This is a genomic window from Mesorhizobium sp. B264B1B (assembly GCF_020165765.1).
Taxonomy (GTDB): domain Bacteria; phylum Pseudomonadota; class Alphaproteobacteria; order Rhizobiales; family Rhizobiaceae; genus Mesorhizobium.
This window is the reverse complement of record NZ_JAIUIS010000011.1, coordinates 191,548-210,182: the sequence shown is the minus strand read 5'-3', so window position 1 is coordinate 210,182 and position 18,635 is coordinate 191,548. Positions and strand designations below refer to the sequence as shown.

The following is an 18,635-nucleotide window of genomic DNA, read 5'->3' as shown; positions in this document are numbered from 1 at the left end:
AGTGGGTCAGGTGGAGACACGGAGAGAGCTATGCGCCCAAACACCTCAGGCAATGACATGGGATCCGCCACCCCAACCACACCACCCGCGGACGGCCTCGCTCCTGCCTTGGCCCGCAACATCGAAGCAATCGTTCAACGACGGAAGCGCGATGCGAACGCTGCCACTGCGGAGCAACGCGCCGCGGGAGCAATTAGCCAGTTCGCAGGCAGCATGATGTTCGTCTATATCCATCTTGTTTTCTTTGGGGGCTGGATCGTCCTCAATATCAAGCCCGTCGGCTTTGTTCAGCCTTGGGACCCATCCTTGGTTATCCTGGCGATGATTGCATCCGTGGAGGCGATCTTTTTGTCCACCTTCGTGCTCATCAACCAGAACCGGATGGCCGCTGAGGACGATGCGAGAGCAGACCTCGATCTTCAGGTCAGCCTGCTCAACGAACACGAGACGACCAAGCTCATCAAGATGGTCGAGGAGATTGCCAAGCGCATGAATGTTGCCACGGAAGCGGACGATGAATTGAAGGAACTGAAGCGCGACGTGGCACCTGAAGCTGTTCTCGACAAGATTATGGAGGCAGAGGAGTAGAGGAGGTGTCGCCAGTATCTCACCGATAGGCGAAACCGTGTCGATGAACGCTCGTTTGCTGTCAGCAGGGCTGGCGGGTACAAAGTAGCCGCAGACAAAGACGATCCCTTCGCACACTTGCCCCCTCCGACATGGCTCCCTGCGTCGCAGCCGCTATACCTGGCACGACATGTGTCTCGTCGGATCCATTCGGTATCCCACACTGCACCTTTATCAGCGGCCTCCCTTCGCCGCTGCCATTGCCGGCAGAAGCTGGCATTGGTCGAATTCGATCTGGCTTACATCAGCGGCCAGATCGTCGACCATCAGAAGACTGTGCAACTCCTTGAATGGGAGATCGGCTCCGGCCGGGATCCGGATGTCCAGCATTTCGCCTCCGATATCCTGCCGGCCGTACTGGAGCACCTGCGAATGGCGCGGGACGTCCGCAGCAAGCTGGTGAACCCGGCATTGGCCGATGCCTCGGGCCAGAGCAAGAAGTGACCGTCGCGTCGGCGGTCAATCCGCGCGTCGACAGCCTCTGGCCGAGCCTGCCATAGCCCGGGCGGAACCATCCTCTCCACTCGCGGTTTGGGCAGGCAACCCAAGGGAGACCTTCATGACACAATCGCGCGATTGGTTGATACAATGGCTGAGGGACGCTCACGCTATGGAGGAGCAGGCGGAGACGATGCTCTCCGGGCAACTGTCACGCCTCGAGAGCTATCCGGAGCTCGGCGACCGCATCCGTCAGCATCTCGACGAGACGCGACAGCAGGCCTCACGGCTGAGAACCTGCCTTGACCGGATCGGAGAGGGATCTTCCGCGATGAAAGACGCAGGTGGCAAGCTCACCGCCATGGCCCAGTCGATCAGCGGCGTGTTCGCCGGCGACGAGGTGATGAAGGGGTCGCTCGCCAGCTATACTTTCGAGCATATGGAGATTGCCTCCTACATGATGCTCATCGCCGCGGCCCACGCCGAAGGGGAGGCCGAGGTGGCGCGTGTCTGTGAGCAGAATCTGCGCGAAGAGGAAGCGATGGCGGATTGGCTCAAGAGCCACCTCGCCGAGACGACGCAGATGTTCCTGTCTCGCGCCGCGGCCGACAGCGATGCCGCGAAACGGTGACGCCCAAATGGCGCGGGCGGACTTTTTTTCTGACGATCGGGTCCGCGGGCGGCTCTTGCGCCGGCCGCTGGGTCTTAGGTCGCAGCTAAGAGCCCGCTTCTCCTCCCACAAGAGCGGACTCTTGTCTCGAGTTTATGATCGGCCGCGGATTCGTCAGGGCACGGGTGGGGCAACATGAAGCGACTTCTGTCAGATCTCGCCGCAATGGCTGAGCCCGGCTTCTGGATCGCCTTGGGGCTTTTGGCGCTGCCTTACGCAAGTGGGCGTATTCGTCCTCATTAAGACATGCCGGTGCCTCTGATCGCTCAGGCTTCCAGCCGCCCATGCGCGGACCTTAATACACCATCGTTGAGAGCACTTTCGGGTCTCACTGTCATGATCGCAAAGGGGCCGCGTGACCGACGAGGTGGGGATGCATCGACCGATGAAGTTGCAGGGCGCGTGTTGAGCAATCCGCTCGGTGTTATTGCGGGGTTGCTCCCATTCTTGCGCGTGGCGCACCATATTAGCCATTTGACGGGCGCAGATGCCGTTTGCGGGGACTCGCCCACCAAGAGGCTCTAGAGTTGCGAGTGTAGTCTGCTGGCCAGCCAGTCCGATACTTTTTCGGTCAGGGGGCGCGCTTCCCATTCGCCCAAACTGATCTGCCTTGATCGCGCAAGATCCTGGCTGAACAGGTCGATCTGCGTTTTGGCAAAATCCCGGCCGTAGACATTCAGCGTGGCTTCGTCGTTCAGCCGCAAAGAGCGCTCGTCCAGGTTGGCAGAGCCAAAGCTCGTCCAGACGTCGTCGACGATCAGGAGTTTGGGATGATACATCGTTGGCTGGAACTCGAAGATCCGGACCCCAGCTTTGAGCAAGTCGCCCCAGAAGTACCGCGAGCCCTTTCGGACCAGGGGCACGTCTGTGAGCCAGTTGGGCACGATCACGTCGACTGCTACCCCTCGTTTCCTGGCGTCCAAGATCTGCTGCAGGGCAATATCGTCAGGCACGAAATAGGCCATTCCGATGCGAAGATGATCCCTGGCGGCAGCGATCGCCGCCAGGGATCATCAGTTCCATGTTCTCCGAGCCATTTGGCTGCGATGACAGGATCAGCTGAGCGCTAAGCGACCCCGCAGGTTCGGAGGGTGGGTAGAACTTCTCACCTTGCAATGTCTCGCCGGCCGTCTCCAACCAGTTTTCCGCGAATGCCGCCTGGAAGGCAGACACTGCGGGTCCTTTGACTTGATAGTGCGTGTCGCGCCACTCATCTGGATTGCGGGCGTTTCCGAGCCAGTTGTCGGCAATACCGACGCCGCCGGTGAACGCGACCAGCCCGTCAACGATGAGCAGCTTGCGATGGGTCCGGTTGTTTACACGATCCAACGTATACCAATGAATAGGTCTATAGCGCTGGAACCGCACGCCGGCGCTTGTCATGATCTCGATCAGGTCTTCATCGAACGGCAGGCTGCCGACCCAGTCAACGAGCACACGGACCTCGACACCCTCCCGGGCTTTGGTTGCCAACGCGGTCGCGAACTCATAACCGACGGCCCCCGACCAATAGATATAGGTCTCGAAATCAATTGTAGACCGAGCCGCATGGATTGCCTGCAGCATTGAAGGAAAGATCTCATCTCCGTTGACAAGGGTTTGTACCGCGTTTGAATCGAACAGCTGTCCTTGCGAATAACTGCTCATGCTCCTTGCAAAATCGGGATCCGACGCGTCGAAACGGTGCGGGACAAGCGCTCGCAAAATGCGTGGCTCTGGTGCCAAGTTTATGCTGAGCAACGTGATCAGGCTGGCGATGACGGCAACGGCCACGTATTTGAGGCTGTTAAGCAGCCTTCCCCGGTTTACGCCAAACCTCACTGGGTCCGCACCCGCCCGTAGCGCCGCGAGTCCGCATGGCACATCTCAATCGCCCTGCTGTTTACGAGTGCGATGCTTTTCGATTTCCTCTGGTTCCTCATCATCGATTCTGGTGATGTTCGATGCCGAGCTATTCGTTCGCAACATCTCATCCAGCTTGGCATGGATCGCCTGCGTGTCGCGATGTTCTGCGCGTTGAATGAACAGTGTCATGGCCCAGGTGAACAGGGTCGCCGCGCCGTGCCAGTTCAAACTCGCCCTGTCGAGAAATAGCCAAAGGGCCGTGTAAGCCAGCAGCACCAGGAATGCTGCCGGCCGAGAGGTCAACGTGCCAATTGAGGTGAGCACGCTCGTGATCGGGTGATTTGCCATCATCAAGAACTTTCGACTGCAACGCGGGTTCCCATTCTTGGGCCAAGCTCGCGAACGTGCTTGAAGGGTTTTGCCGCAAGCTGATCCGACATCTTGGGCGGCCACAGTTTTGGACGAAGCCGGAACTTGGCGACGATGGTCGGATGCGCTGGCGTGAAGGTGTCGTTCCACGGCAGATATGAAGCCTTCTTCATGTGTGGCGGAACCTTCGGCGTCGTGCAGCTTTACGTTCTTTAGGTGGAGATCATGAGGGGAGATGTAGCTCGTCTTCGCTGGCGTGGTGGTGTGCAGCACGCGGGCGAGCGCGCGGTGACACCACTCTGATGTCCGCGCGAAGAAATGGATCGCTAGCTTGCCGCCTTCGACCCGCGGACAGTCGTACCATCCTAATGGTCCGACACTCGGCGATTCTCGGAACGTGACTACTTCCAAGTGATGGGGCGAGGTATGGCACGCGATACAACCTGACCTGAGCTTTTGAGCCCGCTCGATATTAAGGAGGTAACCCCTTGCCAGGTGAGACGATACTGCCGAACAGATCAGGTTTCGATCTCTCCGTGTTGTTCAAGGTGCTGGAACGACGGGACGATCTCACGGCCCAAGACCGGGCAGTACTTAAGGACGGCCCCTGGCGCGTGCGTGACTACGAAGTCGACGACGAAATCGTCGTGGAGCACTCCGAACCCAAGGAGAGCTGCGTTATCGTCTCGGGGATCACGGGAAGAAATGTCACCTTCGCCGACGGCAGGCGTCAGATAACGGCCCTCCACATTCCAGGCGACTTCGTTGATCTGCATGCATTCCTGTTGCACGTTATGGACCACAACGTCGTTGCTTTGGCGCCAACTCGCATGGCGTTCATCGGGCATGATACGCTGCATCGGATCACTGAGACCCACCAGCATCTGTTCCGCGTGCTGACAACGGTATTGGCGGTGGATGCCGCCATTCAGAGGGTTTGGATCGCGTGCCTCGGGCGCCGGTCCGCAGAGGCCCACCTGGCGCACATCATTTGCGAGATGTTCCTGCGTATGGAGGTCGTCGGCTTGACCCGGGAATGGTCATTCGAATTTCCTGTCACGCAAAGCATGCTGGCGGATACGGTGGGGCTGTCGATTGTCCATCTCAATCGGACGCTTATGGCATTGCGCCGTGCTGGCCTTATCACCTGGCAGCGTAAGGTCGTGACCATCACGAACTGGGATCGCTTGGTGCGAGCCGCCGAGTTCGACGCGACTTATCTCAACCTTCGCAAAGAGCCGCGATAGAGACTTTTACTCGCGTGCTTCGTCACCTCCCAGCAGCAATGATGGCCCAAGCAATGGCGCACGGCACGCTCGGCTTGAGAGGCAGGTGGAGGACCCCAACGGGCAAATTGCCGACGCACTCCTCAACCACCTCGGCCCGTGCACAATCGTGCTAACGGATAGTGCTTCGGCCGCACGGCAGGCGATTTTCTTCAGGCTCCTCTGCTGCAATTGAACCTATCCGGGCGGCCCTCAAGCACGCGATCCGCGGTGTTCATGCATCTTGGGCTAAGGGATCTGATGCGTCTGGCGCCGATTAAAGCGGTCAGTTTGGAACTTTTCATCCCCACAAGCGTTCGAAGGGGCTTGTGGGGACGGGGTGCCAAATGAAGCAAGGGATTCTTCCTGCTCAAGTCGACGAGGTAGCCTCTCTCTCGGAGGTTCCCGATCCGATACTCACCAATGAGTTTGAGGATTTCTTCGAGAATGCCGCCATCGCACTTCACTTCGTCGGGAAAGATGGCACCATCCTGCGTGCCAATCGCGCGGAATTGCAAATGTTGGGATTCACGGCCGACGAATATGTAGGCCGCAACATTCGCGATTTCCACGCAGATCAGGTTGCTATTGGAGACATATTGGACCGCCTGTCCCGGCGGGAGGAACTTAAAAACCACCGCGCCCGGCTGCGTGCCAAAGATGGCTCGACCCGCTGGGTGGAGATAACCTCCAACGTTCGCGCATTGGGTGACCGCTTCCTCAATACCCGCTGCATCACCATCGATGTGACTGAAACGGTCAAGGCGCAGGAGCTTATCCGCGAACAGGAGCGGCGCCTTGCCATCACCTATGAGAACGCTGCCGCTGGTATTGTGGAAGCAAACGCCGAAGGCCAACTGCTGCGGGTAAATTCCCATCTGTGTGACCTTTTGGGCTACACGCAGGATGAGCTGATTGGACGATCGATTTTTGACCGCACCTTTCCCGCCGATGCTGAAGCAGATCGCGAGCAGTATCGACGGCAAGTGGCTGGCGAGATCGACAGCTACACACTTGAAAAGCGATTTGTTCGCAAGAATGGATCAGTTTTTTGGGCTGTTGTGAATTCGTCGAGCGTTCATGACTGCGACGGGTCATTTCGATACGCTGTACGTGTCCAGCACGATATCAGCGAGCGCAAGCGGGTTGAGGCGGCGCTTGCCAAACGTGCCGAGGAACAGGGTGCGATACATCGATTCACCGAAATGCTGCAGCATGCGCGCACGCAAGAGGATGTGTATGCGCCGGCGCTCGATGCAATCCAACGTGCGCTCCAATGCCAGCGTGCTTCGATATTGCTGTTGGATAAAAACGGGCGCATGAAGTTTGTGGCTTGGCGTGGCCTGTCCGACACTTACCGCGTAGCGGTGGAAGGACACTCGCCTTGGTCAGCGGAGAGCCAAGATCCGCAGCCGATCTGTGTTGACGATGCACACCAAGCGGATTTGCCGGAAGAATTGAAACAAGCGATCCAGACTGAGGGCATTGGTGCGGTCTACTTCATTCCGATCACACAAGGTGGACGGCTTCTGGGCAAATTCATGGCCTACTTCGACCAGCCTCAAGAGCACTCGGAACAGCAGATTGAAACGGGTCGGACCATCGCTCGTCAGCTCGGTTTCGGTATCGAACGCATAAAGGGCGAAATTGCTGCTCAAAGGCTGGCAGCAATCGTGGAGTCTTCCCATGACGCGATCGTCAGCAAGGATTTGAATGGGATCATTTTGACATGGAATCGCGGGGCTGAGCGCCTGTTCGGCTATTCGGCCTCGGAAGTGCTCGGCAAGCCGATCACGATCATCATCCCTCCGGATCGGCTGCAAGAGGAGCCGCTCATCCTGGGTCGAATACGCAAGGGCGAAATTGTCGATCATTTCGAAACAGTCCGGCGCCACAAGGATGGGTCGCTAGTGGACATTTCTCTGACTATATCGCCTGTCCGAGACGCAGCGGGCCGTATCGTTGGCGCCTCCAAAATTGCCCGGGATATAACTGCGCAGAAAATTGCGGAAGCAAAGGTGCGCGACAGTGAACGTCACCTTCAGGATCTTCTCGCGGCCATCCCTGCTGCAATCTACACGACCGATGAGCAAGGCAAGATCACCTATTTCAATGAGGCAGCGGTCGAACTCGCCGGCCGCACGCCGGTGATCGGCAGTGATGAATGGTGCGTCACCTGGAAGCTCTATTGGCCAGATGGAACGCCACTTCCTCACGACCAGTGTCCAATGGCTGTTTCCCTTCGTGAAGGGCGGCCGGTCCGGGGAGTTGAGGCGATTGCCGAGCGGCCGGACGGCACGCGGATTCCATTCATTCCCTATCCGACGCCGATGCGGGATGCAGCTGGAGCAATTGTCGGCGGCATCAACATGCTGGTCGACGTCAGCGAGCGCAAGCAAGCTGAGACACAACAGCGGATCCTGCTTAACGAACTCAACCATCGCGTTAAGAACAACATGATGATGTTGAAGTCCTTGCTTTCGGTAGCGGCCAGGACCAGTCAAAATTCGGAGGCTCGCAAGACGCTCGACGAGGCGAGCAAGCGAGTGGCAACCATGGCTGCGGCTCAACGTGTTCTCTACGACACCCCAGACGCATCCAATTTCAGCGCGCCACTTTTTCTCGGGGCCATTTGCGAAACGACAAAGCAGGTGTTTCCAGCGAACGTCCAACTCATTTGCGACGCCGATCCCATCCAGTTGCCCAACGATATCGCGATGCCGCTTGCGCTCATACTCAATGAGCTTTTGGTCAATGCCGTCAAACATGGATCTGCGGGCAAGGCAAGCATCATTCGGGTTGGGATCAAGCAGCACGGTCAAAAGCAGGTGTTGACGGTAGAGGATGAAGGTTCAGGTTTCGATCTGAGGGCGGTGCGTCCTTCCTCGTCAGGTTTGCGGTTGGTTGAGGGGTTGGCGCGACAGATTGGTGGGATTTTCGAAGTTGAGCGAGATCCGTCTCGTTGCATCGTGATTTTTTCTCAGGCTCCCGGGGAGAACGGCTTTGACCTTAAAAACGGCAATGTTTGAGACAGGCCGAACGGGGGAGTCGAACCAGCCATTCAGACCTCAGTTGGTTTTCTCCAGAGATGATGGGATTGGAGCAGAAGCGAGAATTTCCGGCAAACCATGCATCATGATCGTCGAAGACGACTACCTCATAGCCCTCGATGTCGAGGCTAGTCTTAGCGATGCCGGTTTTGTGTTGGCTGGGATAGCCAGCACAGCCGAGGAGGCGATCATAATTGCGCGCTCGGCTCAGCCTGCGATTGCCCTGATGGATATCCGCTTGCTTGGCAAGCGGGACGGAATTGACGCAGCGTTGGAACTCTACCGGGACTTCGGCATACGGTGCATCTTCGCAACCGCGCACGCTGACCGCGACGTAAAGCTTCGAGCCGAAGCGGCAAGACCACTCGGCTGGGTTCAGAAACCCTACTCTACGGCGATGCTCATCGAAGCCATCCAAAACGGTTTGCAGGAGCTCGACAACAAAGGCTGAGCGTCACAGCCGGCAGCCAGTGCTGGCGAAGCCCTGGCTTTGAAATTAACGGACGTAATCTTCGTTGCTATCGCGAATTGGTACGCTCCAAGCTGGCCGGCTGATCGATTGCGACTGTACGCATACAGACCACCGGATCCATTTTGCCTGGCCTGACAACCCAGGAGGCCTGGTATCAGGCCAATAGCATGGGCCTGCAATCATACCGGGTTTGGTTAGATACCATAGTGCCGACAAATCTCTCCGTCACTTCGACCGAAGTCCGGCTTCGGGCCGTGGCCATGGAACTGCCGAAGGGCATCGGCACACCACGGCAGCGCGATTGGCTACTCGGAGTATGTCGCAGGGATTTCCGATGTGAGCTTCTTCGGCGAAGCCGCCAAACGCTGTCTCGACATCGTGCACGCAAACACGCCCGCATGGAAGGACACCTTACGATGGACGTCGCAGAGTGGGTTAGCCAATCTCCCGACCGTCAATATCGGCCCGTGGTGGCGCGACTACCATAGATCGCTGGAGAGGCTGCACACCGGCTATGCGCGTTCGATGTCCTGCCCGTCTCTCGGCGATGTCTGCTCCAGGACTGCTCGCCCTCTTCCTGACCGGCGCTTTTTCGGTCGGCAGTTAGAGCTCGGGGCCGTTCGGCACGGAGCCGCTCTTCTTGAACGGATGCCATCGACGACCGCTTTCCAGACGCAAGCGAAGGTGCTCCCGCTGCCCGACCTGAACGTCGCGGACCGTCAGTCGGAAAGGACCGACGCATCCGGCTCGGCTGCTAGCCGAGCGTGCGAATCGGAACCAAAGTTTGAGGAGCAAGTTTGGCCGTGAACGCCGAAGTTTGGCACAACCATCCAAGGAAGGAGAAGCCGATGAAAGCGCAATGCGGGCCGGCGGCAGTTTGCCGCTGCTTTGGTTTTGTTGAGCTTGCCGGCGATGGCCCAGACGAGCGGGACACCGGACCTTAAGCTGCCAACGCAGCAGTCTGGATCCACGCCGCCCCCCGGCCCCACCGGACATATCGACGACCAGACGCGTGAAATGATGCGCCAGATGATAGACGAGATGTTGCAGGAAAAGCTGCAGGGAGATGGCGGTCCCGAAGGAGGACCTCCGCACCGCAAAGGTTGGCACCGGGACATCGCACAAGGGCCTCGCGAGGCGGGCAGGATATCTCGAAAGGCTGATCGCATGGGGCCCCGCATGATGTACTTTGCCCGTATGCAAATAATGTTTGCGATAATGGACGCCGACGGCGATGGAGCCCTTTCGCACAGCGAGATCCAGGATGTGATCGGGCGGATATTTGACGCCGTCGACGAGAACGGCGATGGCAGGATTGACCTCGAGGAGATTCAATCCTTCTCACAGGGTCGTGGAGGTGGAGACATGCAGTAGCGCCCAAAGGGGCGCCTGGCTCCTGTTCCTGGCCGCCATACTCGCCCGACCTCAACCCGATCGAGATGGCCTACTCAAAACTCAAGGCGCACCTGCGAAAGAAGGCGGCCAGAACCTTCGACACGCTTTGCGAGGCTCTCGGCGATATCTGCCACCTGTTCGAGCCAGCCGAATGCAGAAACTTCTTCAAAGCGGCCGGATATGAGGCCGATTAATCGCGACACGCTTGAGGCAGAAAAATTGCGCGGGCGCCAAAGCTGTCCGGTCTCGGCCCGCCAAGTCCCGGGAACATGGCCGCGAAGAGGACCATTTGTTCACCTGACCTGCGGCGGGAGGTGGCCATGCGCGGCCTGCGGCAGCTCTCTTTTGGCATGAGAAGCCCGGTCACAGGTGCTTGAACCGCGAGCGGCAAGGACGGCTGATCAGGCGATGAGGCGGAGAGATTCGGACGTTCCCCTCAATCCGCCATGCCGGCCTCATGGGGTACTATTGCGTCGAGGATTGCGTTGTACAAACTGACGGTATCTTCCTCGATTTCTGTGCTGCTGATGCCAGCCGCTTTCGCATCCGAAAAAAGCTTCTGGGTGAGTTGGGCAACCGAGGTGACATCCGCCCCGACTGTTTCCGGGACGTTGCTTGATATCCATTTGTGAAGGAAGTTGGTTCCACGCGTGCTCATCGAGAAAACAACCACCAGATGAACAGCGCGCAAGCCCCAACCACAACCGCTGAGACCGCTATCAAAATGCCCCTGCCGTTCTGCCATCCGGGCGGCGGCGGAGGCACCACCTTTTCAGGCTTGGTTCGATCGTCCATTCCGCAACAAGCTGCGGGGAGATCTTAGGTTCCGCTAATCCCGTTTCGCGGAAAATAACTTGCCATGGCTGCCACACATTCAATTTTTCACTCCAGCGAAAGAACCGCCTTTTTCAGCCTTCGGCTCCGACCTGCAGGAGGTGCTAAGGCCGGGTCAGTGAGAACAGCACGCCTGGCGATTTGCTCGCGTCGGCATACCGGCGATTTCTGGCCGCGAACCGCGTATTGCTTGAACACCTGACGTCCCTAGTTGCGGTCTCTCAAAAACCTCGCCTCCCGCAGCAATGAATTCCAATCGGGGCCGATGAGCTTGATCAGGTCACGCGCCTGGCGTTCCGAGATGCCGACTTCTTTAGCCAGCCGCCGAGCAAGAAGCCGCATGCCCTCGTCTTCGCGTTCGCTGCCGTCATCTTCCATCGAAACCTCCTACGGCCGAACGTGGCAGCGCTGGTTTGGTTTCGCCAGGCAAAAAAAACCGCCGGCCGGAGCAAGCGGGCGGATTGTATTGACGAATTTGGGCCGCCCTTCTTGACGAGACGCATCACCGCCACAGAACTACCAAATGACTTCAAGGATCGACGCAACTCGCGACCTAATGCTTTCGGATACCGCCGACCTAGTTGCTGCTGCAAGTGCGGCCCGGGAACTCTATGGCCCAGACGCGGCAACGGCAGTGGTCTACTGCGCCATGGAAGCACATTTCGCTGGGCGGACGGCCGATTTTCTTTTCTGGTTTGATGTTTTTCGCGACCTGATTAAGCCCAAAGCTCAATGAAGCGGCGTGAATAAAGGGCGAGGTAGGAGGCCGTTTGACCGCGCGTCCTGGCCGTCTGGAATCCGTTTGGAGAACGGCAAGGACATACTCCTGGAACTGATTGGGAATGGCCGAAGGAGCCGCGCTCGCTGGCAGCGAAGGCATCCCCCGATGAGAAGTAGCGCGGCCAACACGAAGCTCTATCGCCGCGCATCACCCGACCTGACGCCAGAACATGGACGGCGTGCCATCGATGCCCGCGGATTAACTATCGAACTACGCGGATTATTGTCGGATCAGAAGCAATGACCGCCAGAACCTGCTCGTTGCAAAAGAGGCGAAAGGCTGCCGCCTACGCAAACTGAGGAGCCCTGCAATCTGGTCGACGCCGATTACATCACGGCGCAAGCGGGGTGGCGCGAACCCGCACACTCGGATGCGGCTAGAGTTCCGGGTTTTCGGCAATTTGCTGGCGGATATCGGGAAAGGCATTGAAAAGGGCCCAGCGTCCCCGTCTGGAGATGCCAGAAGCTCTTTTATAGACGCGGGGGACGCCCGCATTGCCACAGCCCGGCCCTGTTCAGCCTGTCGTGGGTCCACTGAGGAAAACCGCCACCCGCGCTGGATCCGGTGATCCCAATTGCCGGCAAACTGGTCGATAGGGTTAAAGCTATGGCGCAGCATTGTTGGATATCGCCCGCCGATTTAACCCGGGCCGCGTCTGACACTTAGCTGACTGCGCGCAGGCGCCGAGACCGAACAAAGAGTTGTAGTCCCTCGGAATCCAACGCATGGCCGAAGGCATAGCCTTGCAGTATGTCGCAGCCCAAATCTCCAAGCATCCGTGCGTGCTGCATCGTCTCGACACCTTCTGCTATAATCTCGATACCCAGGGACTTGCCGATCTCAATGATCGACGACACAACCTGCCTTCGTTGCGGAGATTTGACGATTGGAATGATCAGCTGCCGATCTATTTTCAACCGGCGGGGCTGTAGCTTGAGCAGGCTGACTATAGAGGCATAGCCCGTGCCGAAATCATCTATCTCTATATCGATGCCGAGTTCCTTTATTTGATTGACGTTCCATGCAATCAAATCATCGCTGCCATCCAGGAAAATAGACTCAACAAGCTCGAACGAAACCGTTCCCTTTTTGATATCTAATTTCCTTAAGCTCTTTATGAGTTCTTCGTCATGAAGACGTCGCGCGGAAACGTTGACCGATACCCGTGGTATATGGAGATTTGCATTGGACCACTTTGCAAAATCTGAAAGTGATTGATTCAGTATGGATCGATCGATCATCGAGACGACATTTAACTCGTCGGCAATCCTTAGGAAGGCATCCGGCGCTAAAATTCCCCGCTTTGGGTGTCTCCATCGCGCAAGCGCCTCGACGCCGACGATTTCGAGGGTTTTTGCATTAAATTGAGGCTGGTAGAAGGCTATGAACTCATTGCGCTCCAGGCCGCCGAGAACTTCGTCGGCAATCCGCTTCGTGTCGACGATCTCGCTTTGCATCACCTCGGTGAAGAAATCATATCGGTTGCGCCCACGCGTCTTTGCCTGGTAAAGCGCGATGTCGGCATTCACCAGCAGATGCTTGCCTTCGATGTCATTGTCGTTCTCGACTGCAATCCCCACGCTAGCACCAAAGCGGCAGCGGTGGCCGTGGTAGTAAACAGGTTCGCTCATCTTGCTGATGATGTCGTCAGCCAGCAGCCCCAGTTGCTTAGTATGCTGCACAGTGCACAGGACCACGAATTCGTCGCCGCCAATACGAGCGACGAAGCCGCCCTCCCCTACCTTGGATCGCAGCACGGTAGATGCGTGAACCAGCATCGCGTCACCCGCGGCGTGGCCAAGTGTATCATTGATGTGCTTGAACCGATCGAGGTCGATGTGAAGCAGGCCCACATGACCGCAGTCTCGCCTAGCTTTTGCTACGAAGTCTTTCAGTACCTGGTCGAGGTAACGACGGTTGGGCAAACCCGTCAGAGAGTCGTGAAGTGCGATATGCTCTATGCGCGCCTTGGCAGACTCGAGTTCTGCATTTTTCGTCTCCGACAGCTGTTTTGCGCGAACCAGGTCGCTGTTGAGCAGGACGTCGGCCGTTACATCCCATTCCGCGCCAATCATCTTGGGCGTCTCGTTTGGGGCTTGGTATATGGTGGCCTTGGATCGGACGTAACGAATTTCACCACCTGGACGGACAATCCGGTACTCCGACGAATATGTTCCGCCGCTGGCCACAGCACTGTTGAAATCTGCGTTGGCGCGGGCCAGATCCAGGGGGTGAATTGCGCCCGCCCAATCCGAATAGCCGCGAGGACCTCCATCGCTGGGCTTGCCATATATTTCGTTCACGCGATCATCCCACGACAGGTCATTGGTCGCGAGATCATGTTCCCAAACGCCAATGGCTGACGCCTCCAGAGCAAGTTCTAGGCGTCGGGACAATCGACGCAGTTCCGTATAATTGCGCTGCCTTTCACTAAGCAGCCGACCTGCTACCAGGAATGGGATCAGGATCAGCGCCCCGGCCGCGGCCATGATGGTACGCAAGAGCCAAGCGTTGCTGGGGGTCGAAGGCCAGCCGTTTTTGGGGACGGCTGCGATCTGCCACGAACCGGACGGAAGCAGAACTTCGGCCGTCACCGGATTGCTTTTGCGGATGTCTGCAGAGCCAAAAAATTGAACTCCGCTTGGGCCAAGGGCATCTTTCCCTATGAGCGCGATATCAATCCCGAGATCATCGTCAAACAGGCCGCTCGCCTTGTAAAGGCGCTGCACATCGACGACCGCGGATATGATGCCCCAAAATCTTTCACTGTTGCCCGCACTCGACACGAAAACCGGAAAACGGCCGATGAAGCCCTGGCCTCCTTGCTTCAGGTCGACGGGGCCGGCAAGAATCAACTTGCGCTCGTCTCGCGCCCTTAGCGCGGCCTTGCGTTGCCAATCATCCTTGCGGTAGTCGAGGCCCATCGCCTTCTCGTTGCCCTTCAGCGGATACAACAAGGAAACGACCAGATCGGGCGCGCCGGCAATGTTGTTCAATTGTGAGTTTTCGCTGAACAGGTTTCTCGCGAGAGAAGCAAAGCGTTGCTGTCCCATATAGGGTTCCGTCACGACCGTCGCGACCAGTCCATGCACAAGTTGGAGGTTTCCGCTGATGTTACCTTCTAGCTTGGCGCGAATTAGATTTACCTTGACCAGGACATCCGCGCGGGCGGCTTGGTCCGAAACGATTTTGTTTTGATGGTCCGCATACGCTGCGCTGATGGCAATAACCAAGACCGCCATGGCGGCCGGAATATTCACCGAAGAAAAAACGGCATCCTTCATCCCGCCGAACCTAGCGCCGAAAAGGGGCAATGGGGTCGAACTCCCTGTGTGGTTCCGGTGTTCGGATGGACTCGTGCTACAATACTAGCGTTGATTGCTTAATTTTAGACTTCACACTTCTGAAAACTTTGCACTTCCGACGGTGATGTCATCTCGGGTCGACGCCGGTCCCCTCGACGTTTTCACGCTGCCGACGACACCGATGACAACACTGATATTGATGGGAATCGTCGACAAGCGACTTCGTCACCTGCCCTGACCGCAATCAGAGAAGACAGGCGAAACGGCTACAAACGGCACGAACCTGGGCTGCTGCCAACCCCTTACAAGCCGCGCTACACGGCGCGGCTGGCCTATACGCAAGATTTAGAAACGGCTACGCTCAAGCTGAGGGCGTTCGCCTAGCAAACCAGATCGCCGTCGAAAGCCCGACCAGCCGGTGCTCGGCAGGCGGGTGCCTTCGACTGCGCGTCGTAGCAAGAGCCCTGTGCTCGGAAAGAATCCTGATCGCAGGCGACAGTCGTTTAAGCGGGATCATACCGTCACATGGATTTAGGAGCAGCGAGATATGGGATCATACCGACGCTCCGCTTCGTCGCGCCGATGGAATAGGCCATCGGAATCCTGGGAGAGTTCTTTGGCAAGCCGTACATATTCTTGCCGGCCCTCACCGCAAATGAAAAGTGCTGCCACGAAACCGTGTCATGCTCATTCAGAAAATCGAGCGTGAGCCCAGCTGAAATCAGGGCGTTCACGACATCGCTGATGGGATGAATCCACTCATAGTAGCGAGGATGCTTCAAGCGCCGGTCGTCGCCGGTATAGGTAAGTTCCTCGTTCCAGGCGAGCGGCTGAGCTATGGGTGTTCGCCAGTCGTGCTTCAACTCGAGTGCCGCGGCCTTGCGATCACACTGGAACATTAACGGATGGCCCTCAGCCATATAGAGCCGACCGCCGGGTCGCAGGAGATCGGCAACCACTCGCGCCCACCGGCCCACGTCGTCGAGCCAGTTTACCGAACCCCAAGTCACGTAAGCGACGTCAAAGGTCCGGCCAAGCGCTTCGACTGCCTCGAATAGCGGCGCTTCCACGAAGCGCACATCAGTGCCTGCCTTGGAAGCGAAATCCCGCGCAGCGGCGATGGCAGTCGGTGAAAAGTCGAGGCCGGTCACGCTGCGCGCGCCGAGATTTTTCAAGCTGATCGTGTCGAGCCCAATGTGACATTGTAGATGGATGATATCCTTGCCGACAATATTACCGAGCTCGCTCGTCTCAAGCTCATAGAGATTGGATCCCCCTGCCAGCACGTTTTCGATCTGGTAGCTGCCCGTTGTGTCAGTCGAATGCAGTTCGGCCCGATCATCCCAATTAAGGCGGTTCGTACCCAGAAACGATTCCACACCCCCTCCGATCGTCAGCGCTTGCTGATGCTTGGTAAACAAATGCTTAATATCTTTGCAGCGAAAGGGCCGTGCGTCAATCTGAGGTCGGCGGACGATGTGCCAGTTCGCGAAGCCTATAATCGCGGAGACAGCGGCGGGGTCTGAGGGAAGGTGTAGGTTGCTCGAACTGAGTTGATGATGATGCAGGCAGTTGCCGACCGCTCGCCTGGCAGTAGTTCTGCAAGCTCGGAAGAGAGCGCCAGCTGCATGCTTAACGAGGGAACAGTTTCCGCTCGTCTGCGACGACCCGCGCGGACCTGATCGGATCGGGTCGGTTTGCCTCATCAACAGCCCATCTGAGTGCCCCTCATGCCAACGAGCATCACATGATCGATTTCGGCAAGTCGGCAACGGAAGTGCTCGGATCTGAACGGGCAGCGTAGGCACGGTTCTCGCCGCCCGTCGATCAGCCCACGCTACCAGAGCTCCAACGGCGATCGCGGTTTACAGCATCGTTAACTCGCCATCGACCACGTATTGCCTGCCGGTCACATCTGCAGCAGCATCCGACAGCAGGAACCACGCGAAGGCTGCGGTCTTCGCCTTCTGGGGGGCCGAGAAAGTCGGCAGCATCCCCGGAACTTGCACTCAGCATGTCGTCTCGGGAACACGAACCCCGGTTCCGCAACGCGAGCCCAGTTCGTCCCCGCGGCTACCAACCTCTACCCTGGCACGCCCCACGGCGGCATGCGCATCCCCTGAAACCTATGGTGCTCGGAGGTTCGGCATCGCAGTTGGGGAATTGAATATTGCCAAGTGAAAGGTCGTGCCGATCTGCCGGGTCGCGGGTGCCGAGGGTGCCACATCTCTTAGATAGAGAGGTCGATCCAGGCGGCTGCAACCGCGGTCTGCTAGTGGCGTCCGTCAAGAACCATGCGAGGCATGGCCGGGCCTCGCCTTGATTCCCGAGCCCGCCTCGCCATTTTGTACCTGCGTCGTGCCCTGACTTCATCCTCCGCTTGCTTGCGCGATATCTCCACCGTACCGAGCAGCATCTTTTCTGGCATGCGATTGTCGTTTGAATTTCGAGTGGCCGCCATATTGGTTCTCCGTTGTGGAAGCCGAACTTCGACTTGGCGGAAGTGTTCCCTGCGGCGCGGGATCGATGCCTCGGGAGCACTAGTTGACCACCGACGAACAAGATCGGGAAACAGAGCCGCGACGTGGCTGGTGGCGGCAGATCCAGGGCGGGCATATCATAGTTAAATGACGGCGCAGGAGCAGGATGCGATGGGGGTGCTCAGCGGCTCCCCTTAAGCTGCTGAACAAAGGCATCGGCTTGCGGAGGACCACAGCATGCGCATGCATCATCCAGCAGACATCGCCATTTATCCAACCGATCTCGAACTGCTGCAGCGGGTTCTTATCCAGTATTGTTCAGAGAGACGGTGCAGTTTGGATTCCGCCATGGCCAACGACGCAGCATGTGAGCTGATGGCGCTGTTTCAGGCCGGCATCGAGGACGAAGGCGAACTCGAACGCATCATTTCCCGTCATGACATGCCGCTTCGGATGGTGGGGTAGGTGCCCTCCTGCCCGTGTAGTGGGCATGCTGTAGGGTCCAGGCTGCACCGCGCGGCTGGCAGGCTTATCCCACCCGCCCCCGCAACAAGGGCGCCGGCCACCTTGGCTCGGCACGGGTGCGAGCAAATTGTTTGCTAAGAACAGCCATACATCGAGCCTCGGTACCGGGTAGCCTCAATCCATAGTGCGAGGGCAATAGCTGGCGACCGCCCCTTAACTTCCAAATCGCGACCTCGATAGCCGCCAGCCGCGATCCATACTGTCTTTGAACGCTGGTAGATTGTAACGCCCCGTGCGCTCGCCCAAGCGCACAGGTCTGCAAAGTCTCGCTTCATGATTTCCCCACACGCAGCAATCGGAACGCTATAAACTGCGAAGGTGGAGGTATGTTCCACGATGCTAAAAAAGCCCGCCACCTTTCGGCGGCGGGCAATCAGCGGGAACACAGCACTGAATGGGAACAGTGCGAGGGTCCAACATCGCCAGCTCGAAATCGTTCCATGCTTCGGCAGGGATCATATAGCGGTTGCTTGACGAACTTGCCGACGTTCGCCGGAAGTCAAGAATGCCGCTGCGCTCCGCGCGCTTTCCTAGCGGATGAAAGCATAACCGCTAGGCTGCTATGCCAATGACGAGCCC

General features: G+C 57.8%; 16 protein-coding genes and 1 pseudogene. 10 read left to right on the top strand and 7 right to left on the bottom strand.

All coding sequences use genetic code 11. From position 1 onward, the window contains the following. The first annotated feature begins 30 nt into the window (after window positions 1–30). From LB547_RS22515 to LB547_RS22505, 3 genes are all read left to right on the top strand, one after another. Window positions 31–588 carry a DUF1003 domain-containing protein gene (locus LB547_RS22515; protein WP_140499474.1) on the top strand — a complete coding sequence of 186 codons (558 nt, stop codon included), beginning with the start codon at window positions 31–33 and terminating at the stop codon, window positions 586–588. A gap of 258 nt (window positions 589–846) precedes the next feature. Then, window positions 847–1,071 carry a DUF4142 domain-containing protein gene (locus LB547_RS22510; RefSeq protein WP_246673114.1) on the top strand — a complete coding sequence of 75 codons (225 nt, stop codon included), beginning with the start codon at window positions 847–849 and terminating at the stop codon, window positions 1,069–1,071. A gap of 115 nt (window positions 1,072–1,186) precedes the next feature. Continuing rightward, the gene (locus LB547_RS22505; protein ID WP_140525817.1) at window positions 1,187–1,696 is read left to right on the top strand and encodes a ferritin-like domain-containing protein; all 510 of its coding nucleotides are present in this window, start codon (window positions 1,187–1,189) and stop codon (window positions 1,694–1,696) included. Between the two features lie 560 nt (window positions 1,697–2,256). Here the strand turns inward: LB547_RS22505 and LB547_RS22500 are convergent. The 3 genes from LB547_RS22500 to LB547_RS22490 all read right to left on the bottom strand — a co-directional run bounded on the left by LB547_RS22500 (window position 2,257) and on the right by LB547_RS22490 (window position 3,928). Continuing rightward, a complete protein-coding gene (locus LB547_RS22500; protein WP_246675756.1) occupies window positions 2,257–2,700 on the bottom strand; it encodes a phospholipase D-like domain-containing protein in 444 nt (147 codons plus the stop codon). Beyond that, the gene (locus tag LB547_RS22495; RefSeq protein WP_224702957.1) at window positions 2,681–3,508 is read right to left on the bottom strand and encodes a phospholipase D-like domain-containing protein; all 828 of its coding nucleotides are present in this window, start codon (window positions 3,506–3,508) and stop codon (window positions 2,681–2,683) included. The genes LB547_RS22500 and LB547_RS22495 overlap by 20 nt, the downstream gene beginning before the upstream one ends. A 93-nt stretch (window positions 3,509–3,601) precedes the next feature. Beyond that, window positions 3,602–3,928 (bottom strand): low affinity iron permease family protein, encoded by a 327-nt coding sequence (locus tag LB547_RS22490; RefSeq protein WP_140523496.1) that lies wholly within the window; start codon window positions 3,926–3,928, stop codon window positions 3,602–3,604. 509 nt (window positions 3,929–4,437) lie between these two features. Here LB547_RS22490 and LB547_RS22485 point away from each other — a divergent pair. The 5 genes and pseudogenes from LB547_RS22485 to LB547_RS22465 all read left to right on the top strand — a co-directional run. Next, entirely contained in the window at window positions 4,438–5,196 is a 759-nt protein-coding gene (locus LB547_RS22485; protein WP_224656184.1) for a Crp/Fnr family transcriptional regulator, read from the top strand. 365 nt (window positions 5,197–5,561) lie between these two features. Further along, on the top strand, window positions 5,562–8,243 hold the full coding sequence (locus tag LB547_RS22480) for a PAS domain S-box protein (protein ID WP_140523372.1): 2,682 nt from the start codon (window positions 5,562–5,564) through the stop codon (window positions 8,241–8,243). Further along, complete coding sequence (locus tag LB547_RS22475; protein ID WP_224702955.1) at window positions 8,218–8,715, top strand: response regulator; 498 nt, start codon at window positions 8,218–8,220, stop codon at window positions 8,713–8,715. The genes LB547_RS22480 and LB547_RS22475 overlap by 26 nt, the downstream gene beginning before the upstream one ends. A gap of 1,038 nt (window positions 8,716–9,753) precedes the next feature. After that, on the top strand, window positions 9,754–10,110 hold the full coding sequence (locus tag LB547_RS22470; protein ID WP_224656186.1) for an EF-hand domain-containing protein: 357 nt from the start codon (window positions 9,754–9,756) through the stop codon (window positions 10,108–10,110). Between the two features lie 16 nt (window positions 10,111–10,126). Beyond that, window positions 10,127–10,325: pseudogene (locus LB547_RS22465) on the top strand (transposase); the annotation flags it as partial. A 242-nt stretch (window positions 10,326–10,567) separates the two neighbouring features. On the opposite strand, the gene LB547_RS22460 reads toward LB547_RS22465, so the two are convergent. Next, on the bottom strand, window positions 10,568–10,876 hold the full coding sequence (locus LB547_RS22460; RefSeq protein ID WP_411908975.1) for a hypothetical protein: 309 nt from the start codon (window positions 10,874–10,876) through the stop codon (window positions 10,568–10,570). 296 nt (window positions 10,877–11,172) lie between these two features. Continuing rightward, entirely contained in the window at window positions 11,173–11,343 is a 171-nt protein-coding gene (locus LB547_RS22455) for a hypothetical protein (RefSeq protein WP_181165432.1), read from the bottom strand. Window positions 11,344–11,488: 145 nt separating this feature from the next. Between LB547_RS22455 and LB547_RS22450 the strand changes: the two genes are divergently transcribed. Beyond that, the gene (locus LB547_RS22450) at window positions 11,489–11,701 is read left to right on the top strand and encodes a hypothetical protein (RefSeq protein WP_224646616.1); all 213 of its coding nucleotides are present in this window, start codon (window positions 11,489–11,491) and stop codon (window positions 11,699–11,701) included. A gap of 707 nt (window positions 11,702–12,408) precedes the next feature. Here the strand turns inward: LB547_RS22450 and LB547_RS22445 are convergent. Beyond that, window positions 12,409–15,030: an EAL domain-containing protein gene (locus LB547_RS22445; protein ID WP_224656188.1), complete on the bottom strand. Its 2,622-nt coding sequence runs from the start codon at window positions 15,028–15,030 to the stop codon at window positions 12,409–12,411. Between the two features lie 542 nt (window positions 15,031–15,572). Further along, window positions 15,573–16,472 (bottom strand): class I SAM-dependent methyltransferase, encoded by a 900-nt coding sequence (locus LB547_RS22440; protein WP_224656190.1) that lies wholly within the window; start codon window positions 16,470–16,472, stop codon window positions 15,573–15,575. Between the two features lie 1,296 nt (window positions 16,473–17,768). On the opposite strand from LB547_RS22440, the gene LB547_RS22435 reads away from it, so the two are divergent. Then, window positions 17,769–17,996 carry a hypothetical protein gene (locus tag LB547_RS22435; protein ID WP_140499490.1) on the top strand — a complete coding sequence of 76 codons (228 nt, stop codon included), beginning with the start codon at window positions 17,769–17,771 and terminating at the stop codon, window positions 17,994–17,996. Window positions 17,997–18,635: the final 639 nt, after the last annotated feature.

Coding starts and splice junctions, on each gene's coding strand:
- LB547_RS22445 (WP_224656188.1), bottom strand. CDS start 15,030: ATGAAGGATGCCGTTTTTTCTTCGGTGAATATTCCGGCCGCCATGGCG.
- LB547_RS22490 (WP_140523496.1), bottom strand. CDS start 3,928: ATGGCAAATCACCCGATCACGAGCGTGCTCACCTCAATTGGCACGTTG.
- LB547_RS22515 (WP_140499474.1), top strand. CDS start 31: ATGCGCCCAAACACCTCAGGCAATGACATGGGATCCGCCACCCCAACC.
- LB547_RS22480 (WP_140523372.1), top strand. CDS start 5,562: ATGAAGCAAGGGATTCTTCCTGCTCAAGTCGACGAGGTAGCCTCTCTC.
- LB547_RS22435 (WP_140499490.1), top strand. CDS start 17,769: ATGCGCATGCATCATCCAGCAGACATCGCCATTTATCCAACCGATCTC.
- LB547_RS22470 (WP_224656186.1), top strand. CDS start 9,754: ATGATGCGCCAGATGATAGACGAGATGTTGCAGGAAAAGCTGCAGGGA.
- LB547_RS22450 (WP_224646616.1), top strand. CDS start 11,489: ATGACTTCAAGGATCGACGCAACTCGCGACCTAATGCTTTCGGATACC.
- LB547_RS22505 (WP_140525817.1), top strand. CDS start 1,187: ATGACACAATCGCGCGATTGGTTGATACAATGGCTGAGGGACGCTCAC.
- LB547_RS22460 (WP_411908975.1), bottom strand. CDS start 10,876: ATGGCAGAACGGCAGGGGCATTTTGATAGCGGTCTCAGCGGTTGTGGT.
- LB547_RS22455 (WP_181165432.1), bottom strand. CDS start 11,343: ATGGAAGATGACGGCAGCGAACGCGAAGACGAGGGCATGCGGCTTCTT.
- LB547_RS22500 (WP_246675756.1), bottom strand. CDS start 2,700: ATGGCCTATTTCGTGCCTGACGATATTGCCCTGCAGCAGATCTTGGAC.